This window comes from Oxalicibacterium faecigallinarum (genome assembly GCF_014635705.1).
Taxonomy (GTDB): domain Bacteria; phylum Pseudomonadota; class Gammaproteobacteria; order Burkholderiales; family Burkholderiaceae_D; genus Oxalicibacterium; species Oxalicibacterium faecigallinarum.
Genome location: NZ_BMDI01000002.1, coordinates 637,330 through 658,798, shown reverse-complemented (window position 1 = coordinate 658,798; position 21,469 = coordinate 637,330). Strand labels below are relative to the sequence as shown.

Annotated in this window: 19 protein-coding genes; 12 read left to right on the top strand and 7 right to left on the bottom strand. The window is 56.0% G+C overall.

Annotated elements, in window-relative coordinates; translation table 11 throughout:
* Positions 1-376 precede the first annotated feature (376 nt).
* The 4 genes from IEV29_RS13170 to IEV29_RS13155 all read left to right on the top strand — a co-directional run bounded on the left by IEV29_RS13170 (position 377) and on the right by IEV29_RS13155 (position 2,807).
* Positions 377-1,336, top strand: a complete 960-nt coding sequence (locus IEV29_RS13170) for a YihY/virulence factor BrkB family protein (RefSeq protein ID WP_229726395.1) — start codon at positions 377-379, stop codon at positions 1,334-1,336.
* A 195-nt stretch (positions 1,337-1,531) separates the two neighbouring features.
* Positions 1,532-1,750: a CsbD family protein gene (locus tag IEV29_RS13165; RefSeq protein WP_188381734.1), complete on the top strand. Its 219-nt coding sequence runs from the start codon at positions 1,532-1,534 to the stop codon at positions 1,748-1,750.
* A 180-nt stretch (positions 1,751-1,930) separates the two neighbouring features.
* Positions 1,931-2,404: a hypothetical protein gene (locus IEV29_RS13160; RefSeq protein WP_308632730.1), complete on the top strand. Its 474-nt coding sequence runs from the start codon at positions 1,931-1,933 to the stop codon at positions 2,402-2,404.
* Positions 2,405-2,537: 133 nt separating this feature from the next.
* Positions 2,538-2,807, top strand: coding sequence for a GlsB/YeaQ/YmgE family stress response membrane protein (locus IEV29_RS13155; protein WP_188381733.1), 270 nt, complete (start codon positions 2,538-2,540; stop codon positions 2,805-2,807).
* A 78-nt stretch (positions 2,808-2,885) separates the two neighbouring features.
* Here IEV29_RS13155 and fumC read toward each other — a convergent pair whose 3' ends face one another.
* The gene (gene fumC / locus IEV29_RS13150) at positions 2,886-4,271 is read right to left on the bottom strand and encodes a class II fumarate hydratase (protein WP_188381732.1); all 1,386 of its coding nucleotides are present in this window, start codon (positions 4,269-4,271) and stop codon (positions 2,886-2,888) included.
* A 305-nt stretch (positions 4,272-4,576) separates the two neighbouring features.
* On the opposite strand from fumC, the gene IEV29_RS13145 reads away from it, so the two are divergent.
* The 6 genes from IEV29_RS13145 to IEV29_RS13120 all read left to right on the top strand — a co-directional run bounded on the left by IEV29_RS13145 (position 4,577) and on the right by IEV29_RS13120 (position 12,519).
* Positions 4,577-7,300, top strand: a complete 2,724-nt coding sequence (locus IEV29_RS13145) for a sensor domain-containing protein (RefSeq protein ID WP_188381731.1) — start codon at positions 4,577-4,579, stop codon at positions 7,298-7,300.
* A gap of 199 nt (positions 7,301-7,499) precedes the next feature.
* Complete coding sequence (locus tag IEV29_RS13140; protein ID WP_188381730.1) at positions 7,500-8,492, top strand: aliphatic sulfonate ABC transporter substrate-binding protein; 993 nt, start codon at positions 7,500-7,502, stop codon at positions 8,490-8,492.
* A gap of 104 nt (positions 8,493-8,596) precedes the next feature.
* Complete coding sequence (locus tag IEV29_RS13135) at positions 8,597-9,442, top strand: ABC transporter permease (protein WP_373868143.1); 846 nt, start codon at positions 8,597-8,599, stop codon at positions 9,440-9,442.
* Positions 9,443-9,452: 10 nt separating this feature from the next.
* Entirely contained in the window at positions 9,453-10,187 is a 735-nt protein-coding gene (locus IEV29_RS13130; RefSeq protein ID WP_188381728.1) for an ABC transporter ATP-binding protein, read from the top strand.
* A gap of 74 nt (positions 10,188-10,261) precedes the next feature.
* Entirely contained in the window at positions 10,262-11,218 is a 957-nt protein-coding gene (locus IEV29_RS13125) for an aliphatic sulfonate ABC transporter substrate-binding protein (protein WP_188381727.1), read from the top strand.
* Positions 11,219-11,256: 38 nt separating this feature from the next.
* Positions 11,257-12,519 carry an acyl-CoA dehydrogenase family protein gene (locus IEV29_RS13120; RefSeq protein ID WP_188381726.1) on the top strand — a complete coding sequence of 421 codons (1,263 nt, stop codon included), beginning with the start codon at positions 11,257-11,259 and terminating at the stop codon, positions 12,517-12,519.
* 38 nt (positions 12,520-12,557) lie between these two features.
* Here the strand turns inward: IEV29_RS13120 and opgC are convergent, their stop codons facing one another.
* From opgC to IEV29_RS13105, 3 genes are all read right to left on the bottom strand, one after another.
* The gene (gene opgC, locus IEV29_RS13115) at positions 12,558-13,685 is read right to left on the bottom strand and encodes an OpgC domain-containing protein (RefSeq protein ID WP_188381725.1); all 1,128 of its coding nucleotides are present in this window, start codon (positions 13,683-13,685) and stop codon (positions 12,558-12,560) included.
* A 178-nt stretch (positions 13,686-13,863) separates the two neighbouring features.
* Positions 13,864-15,078: an MFS transporter gene (locus tag IEV29_RS13110; protein WP_188381724.1), complete on the bottom strand. Its 1,215-nt coding sequence runs from the start codon at positions 15,076-15,078 to the stop codon at positions 13,864-13,866.
* A gap of 20 nt (positions 15,079-15,098) precedes the next feature.
* A complete protein-coding gene (locus IEV29_RS13105; RefSeq protein ID WP_188381723.1) occupies positions 15,099-16,274 on the bottom strand; it encodes an MFS transporter in 1,176 nt (391 codons plus the stop codon).
* Between the two features lie 100 nt (positions 16,275-16,374).
* Between IEV29_RS13105 and IEV29_RS13100 the strand changes: the two genes are divergently transcribed.
* Positions 16,375-16,872 (top strand): MarR family winged helix-turn-helix transcriptional regulator, encoded by a 498-nt coding sequence (locus IEV29_RS13100; protein ID WP_188381722.1) that lies wholly within the window; start codon positions 16,375-16,377, stop codon positions 16,870-16,872.
* On the opposite strand, the gene IEV29_RS13095 is transcribed toward IEV29_RS13100, so the two are convergent.
* Both IEV29_RS13095 and clsB read right to left on the bottom strand, forming a co-directional pair.
* A complete protein-coding gene (locus IEV29_RS13095; protein WP_188381721.1) occupies positions 16,851-17,888 on the bottom strand; it encodes a lysylphosphatidylglycerol synthase domain-containing protein in 1,038 nt (345 codons plus the stop codon). The genes IEV29_RS13100 and IEV29_RS13095 overlap by 22 nt on opposite strands.
* Positions 17,888-19,105 (bottom strand): cardiolipin synthase ClsB, encoded by a 1,218-nt coding sequence (gene clsB, locus IEV29_RS13090; RefSeq protein WP_229726394.1) that lies wholly within the window; start codon positions 19,103-19,105, stop codon positions 17,888-17,890. The genes IEV29_RS13095 and clsB overlap by 1 nt, the downstream gene beginning before the upstream one ends.
* 348 nt (positions 19,106-19,453) lie before the next feature.
* Here clsB and IEV29_RS13085 point away from each other — a divergent pair, with 348 nt between their 5' ends.
* On the top strand, positions 19,454-20,074 hold the full coding sequence (locus tag IEV29_RS13085) for a hypothetical protein (RefSeq protein ID WP_188381720.1): 621 nt from the start codon (positions 19,454-19,456) through the stop codon (positions 20,072-20,074).
* A 68-nt stretch (positions 20,075-20,142) separates the two neighbouring features.
* Here the strand turns inward: IEV29_RS13085 and oxlT are convergent, their stop codons facing one another.
* Positions 20,143-21,435, bottom strand: a complete 1,293-nt coding sequence (gene oxlT / locus IEV29_RS13080; protein ID WP_188381719.1) for an oxalate/formate MFS antiporter — start codon at positions 21,433-21,435, stop codon at positions 20,143-20,145.
* Between the last annotated feature and the right edge of the window lie 34 nt (positions 21,436-21,469).

Here is a 21,469-nt window from a genome sequence, read left to right as displayed (position 1 = left end):
AAGCTGGAACGCCGAGCAACCATGCAACGAAATATTTGCCCATGATGAGCCTCCTTGATAATTTATGCGCCGGGTTTATCCGCCGTGACAGAGCCTCACGCCATGTCACCGGACTTTGATGGCTTCCATGCTAGCGCGCGGGATGTCATCGCTGTATAGGCCGATGGCGCATAAAGATGTAGGAAAGCAAGTAAATGCAGGGCAGCAAATGAAGCGCATGTGGCAGCATGGCGCCGGCTGGCATCACCAGGATTCAGCGACGCAACTTTCATCGGCCGACAGAGTCTTTTAGTTACCAGCGTCTTTAGTTACATTACGTACGGGTACGGGCACCGGCCCATACGCCCACCGACACTCGATCTAGCAGGACGACGCCATGGCTTCTGGCACAACAAAAGAGTCGTACTCCGTCTGGCGACGCATGCGTATCGTCGCACAATGCTCCGTTACAGAATGGTTTGACCTGCGCGGCGGCAGTAAAGGTGCGGCAGTCGCTTTTTACACTCTTTTTTCCATGGCGCCGATTCTGGTGCTTGCGGTTGCAGTCGCCAGCGCCTTCTTTGGGCCACAAGCAGCACGCGGTGAAATCTTTGCCCAACTCACCAGCCTGGTTGGGCCGACCGGCGCGCAAGCCATCGAGATGCTGCTCACGCATGCGCAAAACCGTGAGGCCGGCTTTGCTGCAACCGTCATTGCCACCGTCGTGCTGATAGTAGGTACCACCACGATCTTTGCCGAGTTGAAGGATAGTCTGGATGAACTCTGGCATGTGCCGATTGCACGCAAGGTCGGTCTCATGCAGGTACTGCGTGTCCGGCTGCTGTCATTCGGCATGGTGATGGTACTGACCTTTCTGCTCCTCGTCTCGCTGGTCATCAGCGCAGGTATCGCGCTGCTGCAACGCTACTGGAACGACATGTGGCAGGAACATGCCATCTACCTGTGGCCGCTGGCCAATCTGGTGTCCTACTGTGTCATTGCGATTCTTTTCGCTGTCATCTACAAGACACTACCGCAGGTCAAACTGTCATGGCGTGATGTGATGATCGGAGCGATGGGCACGGCAGGCTTGTTCATCCTTGGCAAATATCTGATCGGTCTCTATCTGGGCAATAGCGGGGTGGCAAACAGCTATGGCGCGGCCGGCTCACTGGTAGCTCTCCTGTTGTGGGTGTATTACTCCGCACAGATATTTTTCCTCGGCGCCAGCTTCACGCGGCAATACGCCTTATGGTTTGGAACCCTGCACAATGATCAGCTCGCGCATGCGCAAGGCGCATCGTGCGCAGCAGAGACCTCTTCCGACACCTCCCCCTCTGTCGGTAATCAACACTGACCACACCCTTCCTTTTCTCTTTCAAAAGCCTCCTGCTTTCTCACATGTAGCGCTTGCAATCCCGTTCGAAATATTTACAAAAAACCGCATCGAAAATCATAAGTCACTGATTTTCATAGATAAAAAACCTGGCCCGAGGTTTGCAATAGGGAATGCAGGCACTTTTGCCGCGTTACCAAGCCAAGGAGAAAAATTATGAACTGGGACATCGTCGAAGGTAACTGGAAGCAACTCAAGGGAAATGTGAAAGAACAGTGGGGCAAGCTCACCGACGATCACCTTGATGTCATTGCGGGCAAACGCGATCAACTCGCCGGGAAGATCCAGGAAGCCTATGGCGTCAGCAAGGATGAAGCCGAAAAGCAGATCAAGGCGTTTGAAGAGCGCAACAGCAACGATCCACGCTTCAAGTAATTTTTCCTGCCGCTCACCAGACACCGCTTACTTAATTTAATTAACTAGGCATTGATTTATCAGAGCAAGACCAATCCAACTACAAAAAGGAGTATCACCATGAAAAAAACGCTCTCCATGCTCGTTCTCGCTTCCGCCAGCTTCGGCTTCATGGCAACGGCTGCTCACGCAGACCATCACATGAACAAGATCACCAAGGCAGAATACGATGCCGCTAAAAAGCGTGCTGATGCCGACGAAAAAGTAGCCAAGGCTGAATGCGACAAGCTGAATGGCAATGCAAAAGACATCTGCCAGGCTGAAGCAAAAGCTGCGCATACCAAAACCGTAGCCGAAGCAGAGGCTGCTTACAAAAACACGCCAAAAGCATGGGAAAGCGCTCGTAAAGACATCGCTGATGCCAACCACAAAGTCGCTAAAGAAAAATGCGATGACCTGAATGGCAACGCAAAAGACGTCTGCGAGAAAGAAGCAAAAGCAGCGCATGAAGCCGCCATCGCTGATGCAAAAAAAGATAAAAAAGTAAGCGATGCAAAAAAAGAAGCAGCTGACGACAAGAAAGACGCAATGGTCAAAGCTGAAAAAGAAAAATGCGATGCATTGAGCGGTGAAGAAAAATCGCGTTGCATCGGCGCAGCCAACGCCAAGCGTTAATCACATGCGCATGTAAGGAAAAGCCCTGACAGAGCCTGCTCAGTCAGGGCTTTTTTACACAAGACGCACATTCTCAATCCAGATCACATACTGTCTATAAGCATTTCAGAAACTGCAGCGGGGGAGCATCATCATGACAATCATTCTTTGTATCGCCACCGGTATCATCCTCGGCGGACTCTGCGCATTCTCGATGTCGGAAGACCGTTCGGACGTGATCCTCAATCTGATGACCGGCATCTCGGGTGCCGTACTGGGTGGCTGGATGCTGGGCCCCATGCTCGACGCCGCGCCCTCTACCATGAATGCCTTTGACGAGAGCAACATTTACGCAGCCATTGGCGGCGCCATCGTACTGCTAGTCATCGTGCACGTCTTGCAAGCGCAAGACCGCGTCGAATAACCATTAAAAAATGGCGCATCAAGACGGATACGCCAATCTACATTCATTTGCCGCACCGGGCCTCTTACCCAGAACAAATCAGCCTGGATGAATCATGTCCTGCGGCTGTACCCAGCGATCAAAATCTTCTGCACTGACCCAGCCTGAAGCAATTGCCGTTTCCTTCAGGTTCTTGCCTTCCTTGTGGGCGGTCTTGGCAATCTGCGCCGCTTTGTCATAACCAATATGTGGTGCCAGCGCGGTTACCAGCATGAGTGAACGTTCCATCAAATCCGCGATGCGATCCCGATTGGCAACAATGCCGCGTGCGCAATGTTCATCAAAGCTGTGGATGCCATCCTTGAGCAATCGCGCACTCTGCAGGAAGTTGTGCGCCATCAGCGGCTTGAACACGTTCAGTTCGAAATTGCCTGATGCGCCCCCCATGTTGAGTGCGACATCGTTGCCAAACACCTGACAACACAACATCGTAACGGCCTCGCTCTGCGTCGGATTGACCTTGCCCGGCATGATGGAGCTGCCGGGTTCGTTTTCCGGAATGCTCAGTTCACCCAGACCGGAACGCGGACCGGAAGCCAGCCAGCGTACATCATTGGCAATCTTCATCATGACTGCAGCCAATGTCTTCATGCCGCCATGCACACTGACCAGTGCATCGTGTGCCGCCAGTGCGGCAAACTTGTTGTCGGCACTTTTAAAAGCGACGCCGGTTCGCCTGCCCAGCTCTGTTGCAACGCGATCGCCGAATTCCGGATGCGTATTCAGTCCCGTGCCGACCGCCGTACCGCCTACTGCCAGTTCATGCAGCGATGGCAGCAAGGTGCCAATGACCTGTTCGGCATGCGCCAGTTGCGCGACGTGGCCGGAAAACTCCTGTCCCAGCGTTAGTGGCGTGGCATCCTGCAAATGGGTGCGGCCGATCTTGACGATATCGGCAAACTCGCGCGCCTTGTCATCGAGCGTACGACGCAATCCGGCGATCGCCGGCAACAAATCGCGCACCGCAAGCGCTGCCGCCACGTAAATTGCCGTTGGAAAAATATCATTGGACGACTGGCCAAGATTGACCTGATCGTTCGGATGGATCAATCGCTTTTCGCCACGCTCGCCCCCCATCAGCTCCGAACCACGATTGGCAAGCACCTCGTTCATGTTCATATTGCTTTGCGTGCCGGAACCCGTCTGCCAGATCGCCAGCGGGAATTCTTCCGGATGGCTGCCGGCAATCACTTCATCGGCAGCCTGCACGATGGCATCGGCTTTCTTCTCATCCAGCTTGCCGAGTCCTTTGTTGACGACTGCCGCAGCACGCTTGACTTCAGCCAGTGCCGTAATCAGTTCGGGCGGCATGCGTTCGGTTGAAATATGAAAGTGATGCAGGGAACGCTGCGTTTGTGCTCCCCACAGTCGCGCGTTATCCACCTCGATCGGACCAAACGTATCGCGCTCAAGCCGTGTGCTCATGATTTCTCCTTGTTCTGCCAGCCCGGTGTGGTGAGATCACCCCTGTATGTGTCATCCATGGTAGCGCAGCGTCCCCCGTCCCTGCGATTACCCGTACTGCGGAAACGGGTATCACACTGATACTTGCCGCCATGATGACTCCAGCCATGAATGCATGCATCGATGCATGACATACCGTCAGAGCTGCCTGGGTCCAGCAAGTTTCAGATATGGATATTCAAAAATATTCGATTTCGATTCGCAACGATTCCCTTACCATCCATTTCCATCCATCAACATCGCTGCAGCTGCGTCCGTGCTGACGCATGCATCCGCCCTCCATGACGCCGGCCGCATTCCGCTTTTCTTCTTCCCTTCAGTGGACAAAGTCCATCTGGATGCGGCTTGCCAGTCTGCTGCAATCAACATCGCGTGAACCCGCTTATGGTTATCTGCTGGACGCGGATGGCGATGCATTGTTGCAGGACGGTCGTGTGCTCTGGATCATGCAATTGCAGCAACGCCGGATTTTGCATGCCAGCATCGGCGTGGAAGAAATCTATGGGCATACAAAAGAACGGTTTGTCGCTGATCACAGCTTGTGGCTGGAGTGCATCGCCCCCGGCGATCGTCAGCAACTGCAAACGCTGCTGACGACCATCGGCGTCGGTCAATCACACACACTGTCACTGCGGATCAACCGTCCCGACGGCAGCCCGCGCTGGATCGAATATCAGATCAAATGCCTTGCCGACTATGCAACCGGCGACATGCACGTACGCTTTGTCGGTACCGATATCACCACCCGCCATCATCTTGAGATTGCACTGGCGCGCAGCAATCGGGCGCTACGCGCGATTACCGCTTGCGAAGATGTCATCGGCCATGCCGCCAACGAATCGACGCTACTTCAGGGCATTTGCGATGTCGTCACCGCTACCGGCTATCAGCTGGCATGGGCCGGCCTGATTGAATCGGATGGCGCAATCACGCCGATCGGTCTGACCGCGAAGCATCAGGATTATCTCGACGCGATGAAAGTCCCGTTGGGTGCCGGCGGCAACGGCACCATCGCGATCGCAACGGCACTGCGCACGCGCCGCCCCGCCGTTGCCAATTACTTTGCCAGCGACATGAGCCCGACACCGTGGCGACTGGCGGCCATGCGTTACGGCTTTCACTCCAAGCTGGTATTGCCGATGGCGGATCAGGACACCATGCTGGGCGTCTTCAATGTCTATGCGTCAGAACCGGATGCGTTCGATGCGCAGGAAGTCGCCCTGCTGGTCAGCTTGGCGCAACGCGTGGCGATGGAACTGCGTGCGCATCGCGATCGCGCCGGCAGACAGGCCGCAGAAGCGGCGCTGCGACTGCGTGAACGTGCCATCGAATGCAGCGCCAATGCCATTATCATCTCCAGCGCACGCGCCCCGGACTTTGTCATCGAATACGTGAATCCGGCCTTCGAACGCATTACCGGTTACAGCGCTGCCGAAGCCATCGGCAAGAACAGCAATTTTCTGCTGGGCACTGATCACGATCAGCCGGGCTTGCTGGAAATCCGCGCCGCGCTCTCCGAGCGACGCGAAGGCAAAGCCGTGCTGCGCAACTATCGCAAAGATGGCTCGCTGTTCTGGAATGATCTGCACATCGCGCCGGTAACCGGCGACGACACACGCACCACACACTTCGTTGCGGCGATGAGCGACATCACGCCGATGAAGCAGTATGAAACCACGCTGCATCGCATGGCCAACCACGATGCGCTGACCGGCCTGCCGAATCGTTCCCTGCTGGAAGACCGCCTCGAAAATGCCATCAACTACTCCGCCCGCAACGAACACTCCTTGTGGGTGGTTCTGGTCGACCTTGATCGCTTCAAGCTGATCAACGACACCATGGGGCATCAGGCCGGTGATCATTTGCTGAAGATCATTTCCGATCGTCTGCAATCCTCGGTCCGCGAATCCGATACGGTGGCGCGACTGGGCGGTGACGAATTTGTGCTGGTGCTGCCCGAATGCGCAGATGGCAACGCCAGTTCGGCGGCCGACGTGATCCAGCGCATCATGGATGCGGTGATCCAGCCATTGACGATTCGCGGCAATGAATACGTACTCGGCTGCAGCATGGGGGTGGCCGTCTACCCGAACGATGGCACCGACCCGGCAACCTTGATGGCCCACGCCGATGTCGCCATGTATCGTGCCAAGGACAACGGTGGCAACAGTTTCCAGTTCTATACACCGGTCATGCACGATGCCGCATTGAAGCGCTTGCAGCTGGAGTATCAGTTACGTCGTGCGATCGAACTGGATGAGCTGACCTTGCACTATCAGCCGCAGGTTGATCTGCGCCACGGCACCATCGTCGGCATGGAAGCGCTCATTCGCTGGAATCATCCACAAATGGGGCTGATCACGCCCGGTAGTTTTATCGGCATGGCGGAAGAAACCGGCCTGATCCTGCCAATCGGCATCTGGGTCCTGCGTACCGCCTGCCTGCAGGCGAAGAAATGGCAGGACATGGGCCATGACAATCTGCGCATCGCCGTCAATCTGTCGGCACGCCAGTTCGTGCAAACCGATCTGACCGAAACGATCGCGGACATCCTGCAGCAGACCGGCCTGCCGCCGCACTGCCTGGAAATCGAACTGACCGAGAGTTCCGTCATGGCCGACATCGAGCGTCACCTGTTGATCCTGCATGCCATCAAAGCACTCGGTGTGCATTTGTCCGTCGATGATTTCGGGACCGGCCATTCGAGTCTGGCGTACCTGAAGCGCTTTCCCATCGATACCCTGAAGATTGATCGTTCATTCGTGCGGGATATTGCCCTGCATCAGGACGATGCCTCCATCGTCGCCACCATCATTGCACTCGGTCACAACCTTCACCTGCAAGTCATTGCCGAAGGGGTGGAAACCGAAAACCAGATGGCCGTCCTGCGTGCACAGGGTTGCGATCAGATGCAAGGCTATTACTTCAGCAAGCCGCTTCCCGCCGAGCAGATCGAAGCCCTGTTTCTCGATCAGCAGATCACGGTCTGAGAGAACGCTTTTCCGCTCTTGCACATTTTTATCATGTGCTTATACCTGCAACGTCTTATGCGGAAAACGTACAAGCATGCGCGAAGAGATTCGTTCCGTTGCGCAAAGTGAATCGCTACTCTTGTTCTCCTCTGCATTGCAATGACGCCTTCAGACGGCGAACAGGCAGTGACCCCATCCTTCACTTTCAGGGTAGAACATGGATCGCCGATCATTCATCAAGAACACCTCCGTATTGTCTCTGGCTGGCCTGACATCCGGCCTGTCTCTCTCTGCATTGGCGGCAAACCCGCCGGAAGTGCGTCTGGATTATGCTTACTACTCGCCCACCAGCCTGGTGCTGAAAAAGTTCGGCTGGCTGGAAGAGGCGCTCAAGCCTGCCAACATCCCTGTCAAATGGACGCTGTCACAAGGCAGCAATCGCGCGCTGGAATATCTGGCGGCCAACAGCATCGACTTCGGTAGTACCGCCGGTCTGGCAGCCGTGCTGTCGCGCGCCAATGGCAATCCGATCAAGAGCATCTACGTCTACTCGCGCCCTGAATGGACTGCATTACTGGTAACCAAGGATTCGCCGATCCAGTCTGTTGCACAACTCAAGGGCAAGAAGATCGCCGCCACCAAAGGGACCGATCCTTATCTGTTTCTGTTGCGCACATTGAAACTCAATGGCTTGCGCAAGAACGATGTCGAAATCGTGCATCTGCAGCACGCCGATGGTCGTACCGCGCTGGAAAGCGGTCGCGTCGACGCATGGGCCGGCCTTGATCCACACATGGCGGCGAGCGAACTGCAAGCCAATACGCGTCTGCTGTATCGCAACGTCGCCTTCAATACGTATGGCTTCCTGAACGTCACGGAAGACTTTGCGAAAAAATATCCGGATACCGTCAAGCAGGTGATTGCTGCCTATGAGCGCGCCCGTCTGTGGATTCTGGCGAATCCAAAAGAAGCATCGCAAATCCAGGCTGACGAGGCAAAAATTTCTTTGGCCGTTGCCAAGGTTCAGCTCAATCGTACCGATTTCTCCAATCCGGTCATCGGTCGCGAGCATAGCGATGCATTAAAGGCCGCTGCACCGATCCTGTTGCAGGAAGATCTGGTCAAGCGTGGCACCGACGTCAACAAGGTAATCGATGAACTGATCGATCCACGCTTCGTACAGGGCATCGCCGTCAAGAAAGCCGTTTAAGCAAGCCATCTGATCGATAACCGGACTCAGGAATCGCCATGCCTCGCAGCCCTTCTGCCTCGCTCACATCGTACCCGGACAAACGGCTGGTTTCCGCTGCTGCGGTGACTGCGCCCATACCGCGTACGGTACAGGCGGCAAATGAACAGCCTGCCCACGATCAGCAGGTCACACGCAAGACATCGCACCGTACTCTGGGATGGCTGGGATGGATTCTGCCGGTTGCTCTGCTCGGCTTTACGGAAATCGCGGCCCATGTCGGCTGGGTGCAGGCGCGTCTGTTGCCGCCACCCTCGGAGATCGCACAAACCTTGTCAGCGCTGGTCGATCAGGGCTTGTTCGGACATATCGTGGCAAGCAGTACGCGCGTGCTGTCCGGCTACGCAATCGGCGCCCTTCTCGCACTGGCCTTTGGTCTGCTGGTCGGATTGAGCCGTCATGCAGAAGCCTTTTTTGAACCGACCTTTCAGGCGTTGCGCGCGATTCCAAGTCTGGCATGGGTACCGCTTCTGCTGCTGTGGTTCGGGATTGATGAAACACCGAAGATCACGCTGATCGCCATCGGCGCGTTCTTCCCGATTTATCTGGGGCTGGTGTCCGGCATCCGCAATGTGGATCGCAAGCTGATCGAACTGGGTGAGATGTATGGCCTGTCGTCCCTGACGCTGGCGCGCCGCATCGTATTGCCAGCCGCACTGCCAAGTCTGTTTACCGGCCTGCGCAACGGTTTGTCGCTGGCATGGATGTTCCTTGTCGCCGCCGAATTGATCGCTGCCACACGTGGCATCGGCTATCTGCTGACCGATGGTCGCGAAACCAGTCGGCCGGATGTCGTACTTGCTGCCATTCTGCTGCTCGCCATCCTCGGCAAGCTGACCGACAGCCTGTTGAAATGGCTGGAAGTGCGCAAGTTGGCATGGTCCGATTCACTCGCCACGCGCAATGCCTGAGGATTACCCCATGACTGCCCTGCTCGACCTGCACATTCATCACAAGCATTTTGACCAGCGCACGATCTTGCACAACGTGACGCTCTCGCTGAACGCTGGCGAAGTCGTCAGTCTGGTCGGCAAATCCGGCTGCGGGAAAAGTACCTTGCTGCGTCTGATTGCCGGGCTGGACCGTCAGTTTGACGGCCGGATTTCGCTGGATGGCAACGCCTTGCACGGTGTGTCGCCGGATGTCGGCCTTATTTTTCAGGAACCGCGCCTGTTGCCATGGCTGAGCGTCGCCGAAAACGTCGGCTTCAATCGCGACAGCAAGGGCGCAGCCAATCTCGATCCGCATATCCGTACCCTGCTGCAGGAGGTCGGTCTGATCGATGCCATCAATGCCCTGCCCAAGCAACTGTCGGGTGGCATGGCACAACGTGCAGCAATCGCACGCGGCTTGTACAACCAGCCGCGCCTGTTGCTGCTCGACGAACCATTCTCGGCAGTCGATGCATTTACCCGCATGCGGTTGCAGGACCTGCTGCTGACCTTGGCAGCACAACATGGCTTTGCCGTCCTGCTGGTCACGCATGACATCGATGAAGCGGCCTACCTGAGTGATCGTGTCCTCATCATGGGTCAGGGCGAGATCATCGATGACCTGCCGATTCATCTGACACGGCCGCGTAATCGCCATGCCGAAGAACTGGCCCAGGCACGGGATCGCATTCTCGACGTACTGGAAGAAATCCACGCCATCTGACCTGCGGCGTCGCCTCAACGGCACAGCCACTGCACATTAACCAAACACCATCACCATCGTTCAGGGAGAACATTTTGAAAACGAAACACAATCTTCGCCGTACCTTACTCACCCTGCTGGCACTGGCACCACTCGCTGCAACCCTGCCAGCCCATGCGCAAAAAGCACCGGATACGGTGCGTATCGGCTATCAGAAATCGTCGACACTGATTACCGTGCTCAAGACCCGCGCCACGCTCGAACAAAAACTGGCGCCGCTCGGCGTCAAAGTGACGTGGCATGAATTTGCCAGTGGCCTGCCGTTGCTGGAAGCATTGAACGTCGGCGCAGTCGATGTCTCGGCTGACGTTGCCGATACCGTACCGATCTTTGCGCAGGCTGCGGGTGCACAACTGACCTTCATCGCGCAGGAAGCGCCATCGCCGACCGCACAGGCGATAGTCGTCAAGGAAGACTCGCCGATCAAATCGATCGCCGATCTGCGCGGCAAGCGCATCGGTTTTGCCAAGGCAGCCGGCGCACATTACCTGTTGATCGCAGCGCTGGAAAAGAATGGCTTGTCGCTCAAGGACGTGACGCAGGCCTATCTGGCACCGGCGGATGGGCGCGCCGCGTTTGAACGTAATGCGATCGATGCGTGGGTAATCTGGGATCCGTTCCTCGCTGCCGTGCAACGCCAATCGAAAGTACGCGTACTGGCAGACGGTACCGATCTGGCCAGCTATCAACGCTACTACCTGGCTTCCACGCCATTCGCCAAGGCACGTCCTGACGTCGTGAAAGTTATCGTCAACTCACTGCAGGAAACCGGCAAGTGGGTCAAGCAATCCCCGCAAGATGCTGCGGCACTGCTGGCACCGGTCTGGGGGCTGGACACGGCAACGGTTGAACAGGCCAATGCCCGCCGCAGCTATCTGGTACGCAGCGTTGTACCCGGCAGCATCGGCGAACAACAGAAAATTGCAGATGCCTTCCTCGATGCAGGACTGCTGCCGAAAAAGGTCGACGCCACCAACGTACCGCTGTTCTAAGCAACGGACTTGAATCATCACATAGAAAGCAAGCTACCATGGGCCAAATACTGAAACTGGGCGAGCGGCAACAGGAACGCGATGCCGCCGTCACCCCCGCGCATCTCGCTCAACGCGATTTCGGCTCATGGACGGATGCGGTTGAGCAGGTTGCATCCGCCCTTGCACTGACCGCGATTGAGCGGGATCGCAATGGTGGCACCGCATGGGTCGAACGTCAGGTTCTGCGGGAAAGCAACTTGCTGAAGCTCGCTGTACCGGCTGCATTCGGTGGTCCTGAAGTGCCATGGCCGACGATTTATCAGATCATCCGCCGTTTTGCGGAAGTCGATAGCTCGCTTGCCCATCTTTTCGGCTTCCAGCATTTACAGGTTGCCAGTGTGACGCTATTTGGCAATCCGGAGCAAAAAGCATCGCTGCTTGGCAGAACGGTCAGCGAAGGCTGGTTCTGGGGCAATGCAACGAATGGCCTGGACACCCGCACCACACTGACCTGGCATGATGCCGATGGTGATAACGCCGCGCATTTTGAGCTGAACGGCATCAAGTCCTTCTGCTCCGGCGCAACCGGATCGGACATGATCAATATCACCGCGCCACGTTCTGCCGATCCGGCCGATCGTGTGTTCATCTCGATTCCGACCAATCGTGCCGGTGTGACGGTCTTGGATGACTGGGACAATCTTGGTCAGCGCCAGACCGATAGCGGCTCAGTCACCTTCGATAAAGTCCGTGTGGAAGCACATGAAGTACTCGGTCCGCCGGGCACCGCCGGCACACCACGTGCCACTTTACGCACGCTGGTGTCGCAACTGATCCTGATCGAAATCTATATCGGCAATGCCCAAGGCGCTTTGCTCAATGCCTGGCATTACACGCATGAACAGGGACGACCATGGTTCACCTCGGGTGTCAAACGGGCAATCGACGATCCTTTCACGCAACAGCATTACGGCGATTTGCGGATTGCCTTGCGTGGTGCCATCGCACTGGCCGAATCCGCCGCGCGCGATCTGCAACATGCATGGGAGCGTGGTGATGCCTTGACGGCGGAAGAGCGTGGCCTGCTGGCCGTGACGATTTATGAGGCAAAGATTGTCGCTGCGCGTGCTGCGCTGGATATCACATCAAAAATATTTGAAGTGATGGGCGCACGTGCCACTGCAGCGAAGTATGGCTTTGACCGCTTCTGGCGCAACGTGCGCGTGCACACGCTGCATGATTCGCTCGATTACAAACTCAAGGATGTCGGGCAGTGGGTCCTGACCGGCGACGTTCCGACACCATCGATCTACTCGTGACCGGCGGTTGATCCATCGCGCTTTATTTTGACGGCAATCTACTGAACTCGGGCCGGCTTGCGTCGCAGGCCGATCGCCACCTTCGCTGTTATATACAGGCCGACGAGCCCGCCTATCAGTAACAAGGCGTCAGCCAGATCGTCACGATCGTCCATGTTCTGGCCCAGAATTGCCAGTGCCAGCAAGACCATCACCAGATGGATACAGAACACCGGCAAGGATGCGGCACCCATGACTTCAAAGATGCGCAGACGCGGCAAGGCAAGCCGGATGCGTTCACCGTAGTGCATGATCAGAATCAGCAAGGCAAAGAAGTTGAGCATGCGCAGCGGTCCCAGATGCCATTTGTCCTGCAATGCATTCAGCATTTCATTGCCGGGGAAAGGCACCTGCCCAACGATATGGCGCCAGGCAAAGAAAAACAGCGCGATCAACAAGGAGGCGATCACGATGGAATCAGGAAAAGGTTTGCGATTCCGCAGCACCCCTTTGGCATCCATTGAACCCAGCCACAGGCCGAACACCCACAGGAATTGCCATGCAAAGGTTTCGAACGAACCTGTCTCATTGAACGGCACCGGCAAGCCGGTCACTGCCACCAGTATCTTGTAGAGCGCCGCGGAAAACTCGAACTGCGATAACAGCCATAACAAAACGCTGACGGTAAAAATGCCGCGCCAGCCATGCTTGATGCCATACGACAAAATGAAGGGACTGACCAGCAGCAACATCACGTACAAGGGCAGAATGTCGAGCAGAGGCGGATTGTAGATGAGCAAGATGCCGGCCCATAATCCGGTCACGGGCTGATTCAGATAAAAGCCGAGGTAATTGACGAAATCTTCCTGCTGATACTTGAGACCCAATGCGGTAATCAGCGTGAACAGGAATAACAGGCATGCAACGTGGCACCCATACACTTTCAGTGTGCGGATCAGGAACGAACGACGCATGACGGGAATGCCATCCTGTTCTGCTCTACGGGTATAAATCATGCCGGCCATGAAGGCCGACAGAATGACAAAGCCTTCCGCGGCAGAAACAAACCCCAGAGGTTGCCCCAAGCCGATGCTGTAACGGGTAGGAAGATGGGTCGCAAACATCAGGACCAGCATCAAGCCGCGCAGAGCGTCGAGCTCCCAGCGGCGACGGGTTAAATCTGTCATCGTGAAAATGGTATGCGCCGACCATGCCGACAAAATCAAACGCGCATTCAGGTATCAGAACAAGCGACGAGTCTGGTAGACCGGCCTGTTTTTTGAAAGTTCATGAATAATTTACAAAGTGCCGTCTCGACCGGGAACAATTTGCATACCGTCAGGAAGACCGTTGCGACAAACTGTTTTATGGCGAGCCGGATGCACGATGTTGCAAACGACCATCGTGCCAGAGCATGAATCCTGTCAACATCGCCAGAATCGCACCAGTCACGCAGATCGCGCCCCACCCGCCAATATTCCATGCCAGCGAACCCGCTGCCGACCCAAGCGCAGCACCAATGAAATACGTGGTCATGTAAACCGCATTGATGCGTGAGCGTGCCTCCGGCATCAGTTGATACACGATCTGCTGGTTGCTGATATGCAGCCCCTGCAAGGCAAGATCGATCAGCAACATTCCTGCGACAAACCAGAGCAGACTGGTGCCGCCAAGGTAAAGTCCGCCCCAGCTCAGCAGTAGCAGGATTGCACACACCATGCTGGTTTGACGATCCCAGCCACGATCGGACAAGCGACCCGCTACGTTGGCCATCAAGGCGCCCGCCACGCCGATCAATCCGACCAGACCGATCTGTGCATCATCCAGACCATGTGCAGGCCCCGACAACAATAGCGCCATGGTCGAGAACAAGGCACTCACTGATGCGAACGCCAGCGCACCGATGATCGAACGACTGCGCAAACGAGGCATGTCGCGAATCAACGTCGCCATGGAAGCGAGAATCTGAAAATAACTGGCACGTACCGGATTGCGCGACGACGGCAGTACGAACCACAAGGCCAGCGCAACGACCAGCATCGTGACACCTGCCACGCGATACACGGTATGCCATCCGCCCAGCCCGGATAACAGACCGGCGACGCTCCGCGCCATCAGAATGCCGATCAGCAAACCGCTCATCACGATCCCGACTGCACGACCGCTACGCGCCGGGTCCGACAGAGTCGCGGCCATTGGTACGAGAATTTGCGCTGCGACCGAGAACAGACCTGCCATCACGATACCGGCAAACAACAAGCCAATGTCGTTGGTGAAACCACTGATGAACTGACCGGTTGCAGCCAATAGCATCAAGAGAACCACCAGACTGCGACGCTCCAGTTTGTCACCCAGCGGCACCAGCAACAGCAAGCCAAACGCGTAGGCTACCTGTGCCACTGTCACCGTGAATGCAGCGGTCGCTTCACTGACCTGAAAACTGGTGGCAATCGAATGCAGCAAAGGCTGATTGAAGTAATTGCCGCCTGCGCACAAGCCGCATGCAACCGACATCAGCAGCAATACCGGCGTGCTCAATCCGCTATGTGATATCTGATTCGGCGAGGAAGAAGAAGTCATGTCAAAACCATGATGGATGATCAGTGCGGATGCAAGTGACATTCCGCCGGCGAAAAGCGTCGGGCAATGGCGAACATCGCCAACGATGCCAGCGCCATGAATAGCCATGCGTCAGTCAGATCATCGGATTGCTGCCGCACAATGCCTGCGATGAACGGAAACAGCGCGGCAAGGATATAACCGCCGCCCTGCGCAAAGGCGACGATCTCCCCTGCCCGTTGCGGGCTGTCGGCATGATCCATCGCCACAATCAAGGACAGGGGGAACAAGGCGCCAATGCCGAATCCCAGCAACACCGCCATCGGCCACGCCGCAGCCAGCGGGATGGTAATCAGCAAAAGCAGTGCGACCAACAACGAAGAGATTGCCGCATACAGCGCAATGCGCCGATCATGCAAACGATCGATCCATGCAGAAACCGCCAGGCCCACCATCACTTCCGACAGGGTGACGACACCCAGCAATGAACCAGCCTGTGCAGGTGTCCAGCCAAGCGCCGTGTAATACGGTGGCAGCCATGCGAGCACCAGTGCATATGCGCCTGTTCCCAAACCAAAGAACACCATCAACAGCCAGGCACGGGGCAGGCGCAATAACGAGGACGAAACCTGCGCAGTCGATGGAACCGATATCGGCTCTTGCGGCCACAGCAGCAACCACAATACGACAGCCGCCATTGCCGGCACCGCCCACACAGACAGGGCAACCATCCAGTTCGACAGCGCCGCGATATTCGGCGCACTGACACCCGCGATCAAGGCGCCACCCATGATCGCCGTGGTGTAAAAACCCATCGCACTGCCTGCCTTGCTGGCATAACGCTGGCGAATCAACACGGGCAACAATGCCTGTACCAACGCAATACCAAGCCCCGCAACAATCGCCGTCATGACGAGAGAAGCGCTGCCCGGATTCCACACACGTGCCGCGCACGCTGCGGCAATCGCCAGCAATCCGATCAGAATGCCGCGGCTCACACCAAACCACATCCGCAGGCGCGCCGCCAGTAACCCGCAGACACCCATCAGAACGACCGGTATCGTCGTGAGCAGACTGGCCGCCGTGTTACTCAATCCGGTTTGTGCCTGCATCTCGTCCAGCAAAGGACCGATCGTCGCCAGCACCGGACGCAAATTGAGTCCGATCGCAATCAACGCAATGGAAAACAGAGCCAGCGAAGAACGGGAACGCAGCATGGAACGCCTTGAAGGATGATCAGGAACAAGATAAAGTATCTTGACGTCGAGATATTATAGCAAAAACTATCTCTACGTCGAGATAGTTGAGGAGGCACGATTGGATAGAGCAGAAAAAGCAGCAAGGCAATGGCGCGAGGAACGTCCGGATATCGAAGTCGGACCAATGGTGTTGCTTGGGCGTCTGCAGGAAGCAGCCCTGGTGATTTCGCGCGACAGGCTCAACCCGCTGTTTGCCGAATATGGATTGCAGCCGGGCGAATTCGATGTACTGGCAACCTTGCGTCGCAGTGGCGCACCGTACATGCTGACACCGACCGCCTTGTATAACACCGCCATGATTTCCTCCGGCAGCATGACCAACCGGATCGAGCGTCTCGAAAAGGCCGGTCTGGTCAGTCGCAATGCGCATCCGACCGATGGCCGAGGCTCGCTGGTCGCCCTGACGGAAAACGGGCTGACACTGATCGAGGAGATGATCGGCGCCCACGTCAAAAATCAGAAAAACATTTTGCGCACGCTGAGCAAGGCCGAACAAGCGCAACTAAGCGCACTGCTGGAAAAACTGCTGGCCGATCAATGTCCCCCTGTGGATTGACCGGCAGATTCCCGTTTTGCGCCCACCTCCATCACCAGATAGGCAATCGTCGCCAGACCGAGCGGGATGAAATAATAAAAGGTCCGATACAACAGCAATCCAGCCAGCAATTCACTCGATGGCATGCGATGCGAGAGCAGCGCAACGAACACGGCCTCGATCACGCCCAGACCTGCCGGCACATGGGTGATCACGCCGGCAATCGCCGCAATCAGCAAAACACTCAGCACATCCACATAGGCGATCTTCTGCTCCAGCAGCACATAGATCACCACCCCCATGATCATCCAGTTGGCTGTCGACATGACGATCTGCAACAGGCCAAAGGGCAAAGAAGGAAAAGTCATCTCATGCCCGCGAAACGACAGCGTCTTGCCACCACGCAGCGCGCACAGCACAAGATAAAGACAGACGACACCTACCAGCGGCAAACCAAGCAAATGCAGCTCCGCCGTATCCATCGCCCATGAGGGCGGCAAACTCAGCGGCCGGAACCAGAACAACAAGCCCGCCACCAGCATGTAGCCGAGCCAATTGGTTGCCATGCTGGTGGCGACGACGCGCGTAATGGTGCTGGCATCCAGACCCAGACGTGAGTACAGACGATAGCGAAACGCCACACCACCCACCAGTGAACCGAAATTCAGATTGAAGGCATAGCTGATCATCGTCACGCTGACGACCTGCCATACACGCAAACTGTGCTTCATCAGGTAACGTCCGAGCAGATCAAAGCAGCCATACAGACTGTGACTACACAAGGCGAGGACCAGTGCCGGCCACAGCGCAAGGAGTGAACGTTCCTTCAGGGTATTGAGTACCTCGCCCCATTCGATCGTACGTGCGTGCTTGACGATCAGATAAGTCACGATGGCAAAGAAGGCAATCTTGAGAAAGCGCATCAGCCACGGCCACCATGCCCGCTGGCGCCAGCCGTGTGCGGCTTTATGCGCTGCGGATTTCTTCACAGTGCGTTCAGCCCCGGTATGCGGTGTTGCCTGTGAAGACTGCGCCATCATGCCTCCTGCGTCGCCGCTTCGACCGATGCCGTGGTTTGAGAACGATGCGCTGCCTTCAGCGATGGCGCATGCGTGGGCAGCCACCCCATCCACGACGGATAGCGTCGCAGAATATGAAACAGGAAATAGCTGCGTGTCAGGCGCCACCATGTCGGCTCTTCGATATCCTTGATGGAGAGTTGCTTGCAGCTCTCGTTCATCAGACGGTCGAGGCTCTTGCCCAGCTCGGCATTAAATTCCCGATCGCGGATCATCACATTGGCTTCCAGATTCAGCGCCAGACTGAGAGGATCGAGATTGCTGGAACCGACGGTCGCCCATTCATCATCGACGAGCGCCACCTTGCCATGCAGCGGACGATCGCAATACTCATAGATTTTGACGCCGGCGCTGAGCAGATGGTGATACAGCATGCTTGCGGCATACTGCACGATCGGCATATCAGGATTGCCCTGCAAAATCAGTGATACGTCCACACCGCGTTTTGCGGCATGGCGCAACGCTTTGAGGAAGCGATAACCGGGAAAGAAATAGGCATTGGCAATCACGATCCGTTTTTGCGCAAGACGGATGGCCAGCCGGTACTGCCGCTCGATATCGTTGCGATTACGATGGTTGTCACGCCAGACAAATGCGGCCAGCGCACCTTGCGGTTTGGCCGTCGGAGCAAGCGGCTCACGACGTCGAAACCAGCGGCGCCGGTCACGCGTCTTTTTCACTGCAGCCTGCGCAAAACTGTACATGTGCGACACCACAGGCCCATGCACCTCCACCGAGTAATCCTGCTTGGCTTCCGGTCCGAAATCGGCCAGATGATCTGCCGAGAAATTGATCCCGCCGATGAAGGCGATACTGCCATCCACCACGATCAGCTTGCGATGCAGGCGACGGAACAAATGCACACGACGGAAGATACCCGGCGCTGGATCAAATACATGCACGCGTACGCCAGCCTTCGTCAATGTCGAAATAAACTCCTCTGACAGATCCGGCGAACCCCAGCCATCGATTGTCATGTCAACCTCGACCCCGCGTTCGGCGGCAGCAACCAGTGCCTGCTGCAGGGCACGCCCTACCTTGTCGTCAAACAGGATGAAGGTTTCGAGAAAAATATCCTTTTGCGCAGCCGCAATCGCCTCGTACACCCGAGGAAAAAAAGCCTCGCCGTTTTCCAGTAGAGAAAAACGATTGCCATCGACCCAACGCTGTCTCAAGATAACCTCTGCGTGATTACACAATCTTTGGCGTGCGGCATGCAGGCGCATGCCTGTATGGATTTGCAAACAGCTCTGTCGCACGTCGAACCATTGCTGTAAAGTAATCGCGTCAGCCCATGAAGTCTGTGCGCTGACTCACAGTCCGACAATCGTCTTACCCGATCTTGTCATTTGGCAGCATTATTGTTCGTCAACGTACATAAATTTGGTTTTGCCATCCTTACAATGAGTTGTACCCATAGTTGTAACTGAATGGAGGTGTGTACACGCTCAGGCTGTTGCGCTGTGCACATATTTTTCCTCCCTTCTTTTTTAGCTTTATCACACAACAAGAAAGGAACCGACATGGCCACGAATATGAGCGGGGAGAGCGTTTCCCAATGCACGCTTCATCTGATTGAAGAACAATTGCAGGTCTTGCCGATTTCCATCGCTACCATCATGCAAGCAGACGAAGTTGGAGAAACAGCGTCTCAACTACTGTCCAAGCTCTTTCTGAAACGTAAACCGCGGCACAAAAAGACCGGTTCAGCCGGTAACATCGTCGCCGAAGAGGCACAGCCTTCGGAAGACATCGATTTCCATGAAGCCAGCGAATATTTGCGCGAGCATCCGCTTGAAAAAATGGATTACGCCCGCGTTCTGGTCAGCAACTCGCTGCTGTCCGTCGGCATTTATATGCGCGATCACGACATGGCATCGATGCGCACGCCCGAATTCCAGTTTCTCGGTCATGTCGTCAACGCGCTTCTCAACAACAACCGTTTCAAAGTCAACGAAGGCTATATGCCGATGGCTACCTTTGATGGCCTCGTCATCGATAGCAGCCTGAACGGCACGCGCGTCTTCGCTGAAAAAGGCGAGGACGGTTTCCTTGAATTCGGCGATGCGGTTGCTCTGCTACAGTGGCTGTCGCGCTACCTGCGCGGCGAGAAACGGTTTGTCTCGGGCGGCGACGCAGGTTAAACGAAACACCGCATAAAAAATGCCGGCTTCAAGCCGGCATTTTTTTGAGCAAAACGGATTACGAATGATTAGTTCGCAGCGTGTTTGGCACGCTCGATCCCTTGCGCAATAAAGCGTTTGCGCATTGGCGACAACACAAACTTGGCCGTCAACCCGGCAGTGATGGTCACCACTGCAGCCAGAATAAACACGCGGTTCCAGTTACCACCTGCCGCCAGCAGTGAGGCCAGCGGCACCAATGCCGCGGCGGCACCTTTGGCGGTGTACAACGTACCCGCATTGGCCGAGGCAAACTTGCTGCCGAAGGTATCGCCACAGATCGCAGGGAAAATAGAGAAAATCTCGCCCCAGAACATGAAGATCAGTGCAGCAAACACCATGAAGGCATAAGGATTGTGTCCCCACTGCATCAGACCCAGCAAGGCCAGACCTTCACCGATGAACACAATCACCATCGTGTTCTCACGGCCGATTTTGTCCGAGATCATGCCGCACAGAGGACGGGTCAAGCCGTTGGCCACGTTATCGATCGAGAGCGCCATCGTCAGCAAAGGCAGGGTCGCACCAAACAGCGTGATTGGCGTACCGGCGATACCGAAGTCATGCGCAATCGGACCAAGCTGCGCAGTTGCCATCACACCACCCGCAGCCACCGCAACATAGATGACATAAATCAGCCAGAACACCGGCGTTTTCAACATTTGTTTTGGTGTGTAGTCAGCGGCTTCCACTGTTTTCGTGCCTTTGGCATGTTCAGGCGCACGTGGACGAACCAGAAACAATGCAAGGATGAAGATCACCACACCTTGCAAGATACCGAAAGTCAGGAAGGTTTTTTCATAGCCTTCGCTGGCGATCATGTTGGCAATCGGGATCACGGTGATGGCCGCACCCGCGCCAAAGCCGGCCGCCGTCAAACCAGCGGCCAGACCGCGGCGATCAGGAAACCATTTGAGCGCATTGCCCACGCAAGTGCCATACACACAACCCGCACCGATCCCCGAAATCACGGCAGCCGTGTACAGCAACGGCAGGCTTTCTGCATAGCTGTTGAGAATCCAGCCCAGACCGGCAAAGATCGCACCGCCGGCCACAACCGGACGTGGACCGAACTTGTCGCCCAGCCAGCCTTCAATCGGCACCAGCCAGGTTTCGGTCACGATGAAGATGGAGAATGCCAATTGGATGGCGGCAGTTCCCCATTGATGCTTGGCGTTCATCGGTTCGACGAACAAGGTCCAGCCATATTGCAGATTGGCGACCAAGCCCATACAAAGAATACCGATGATCAGTTGCACCCAGCGGTTTCTGAATCCGGTGAGTGGCTGCACAGCGAGTGCAGACGTTTGTACTTGAGCCATGACGTTTCTCCTTCTTATCGGGATGAATTTACTA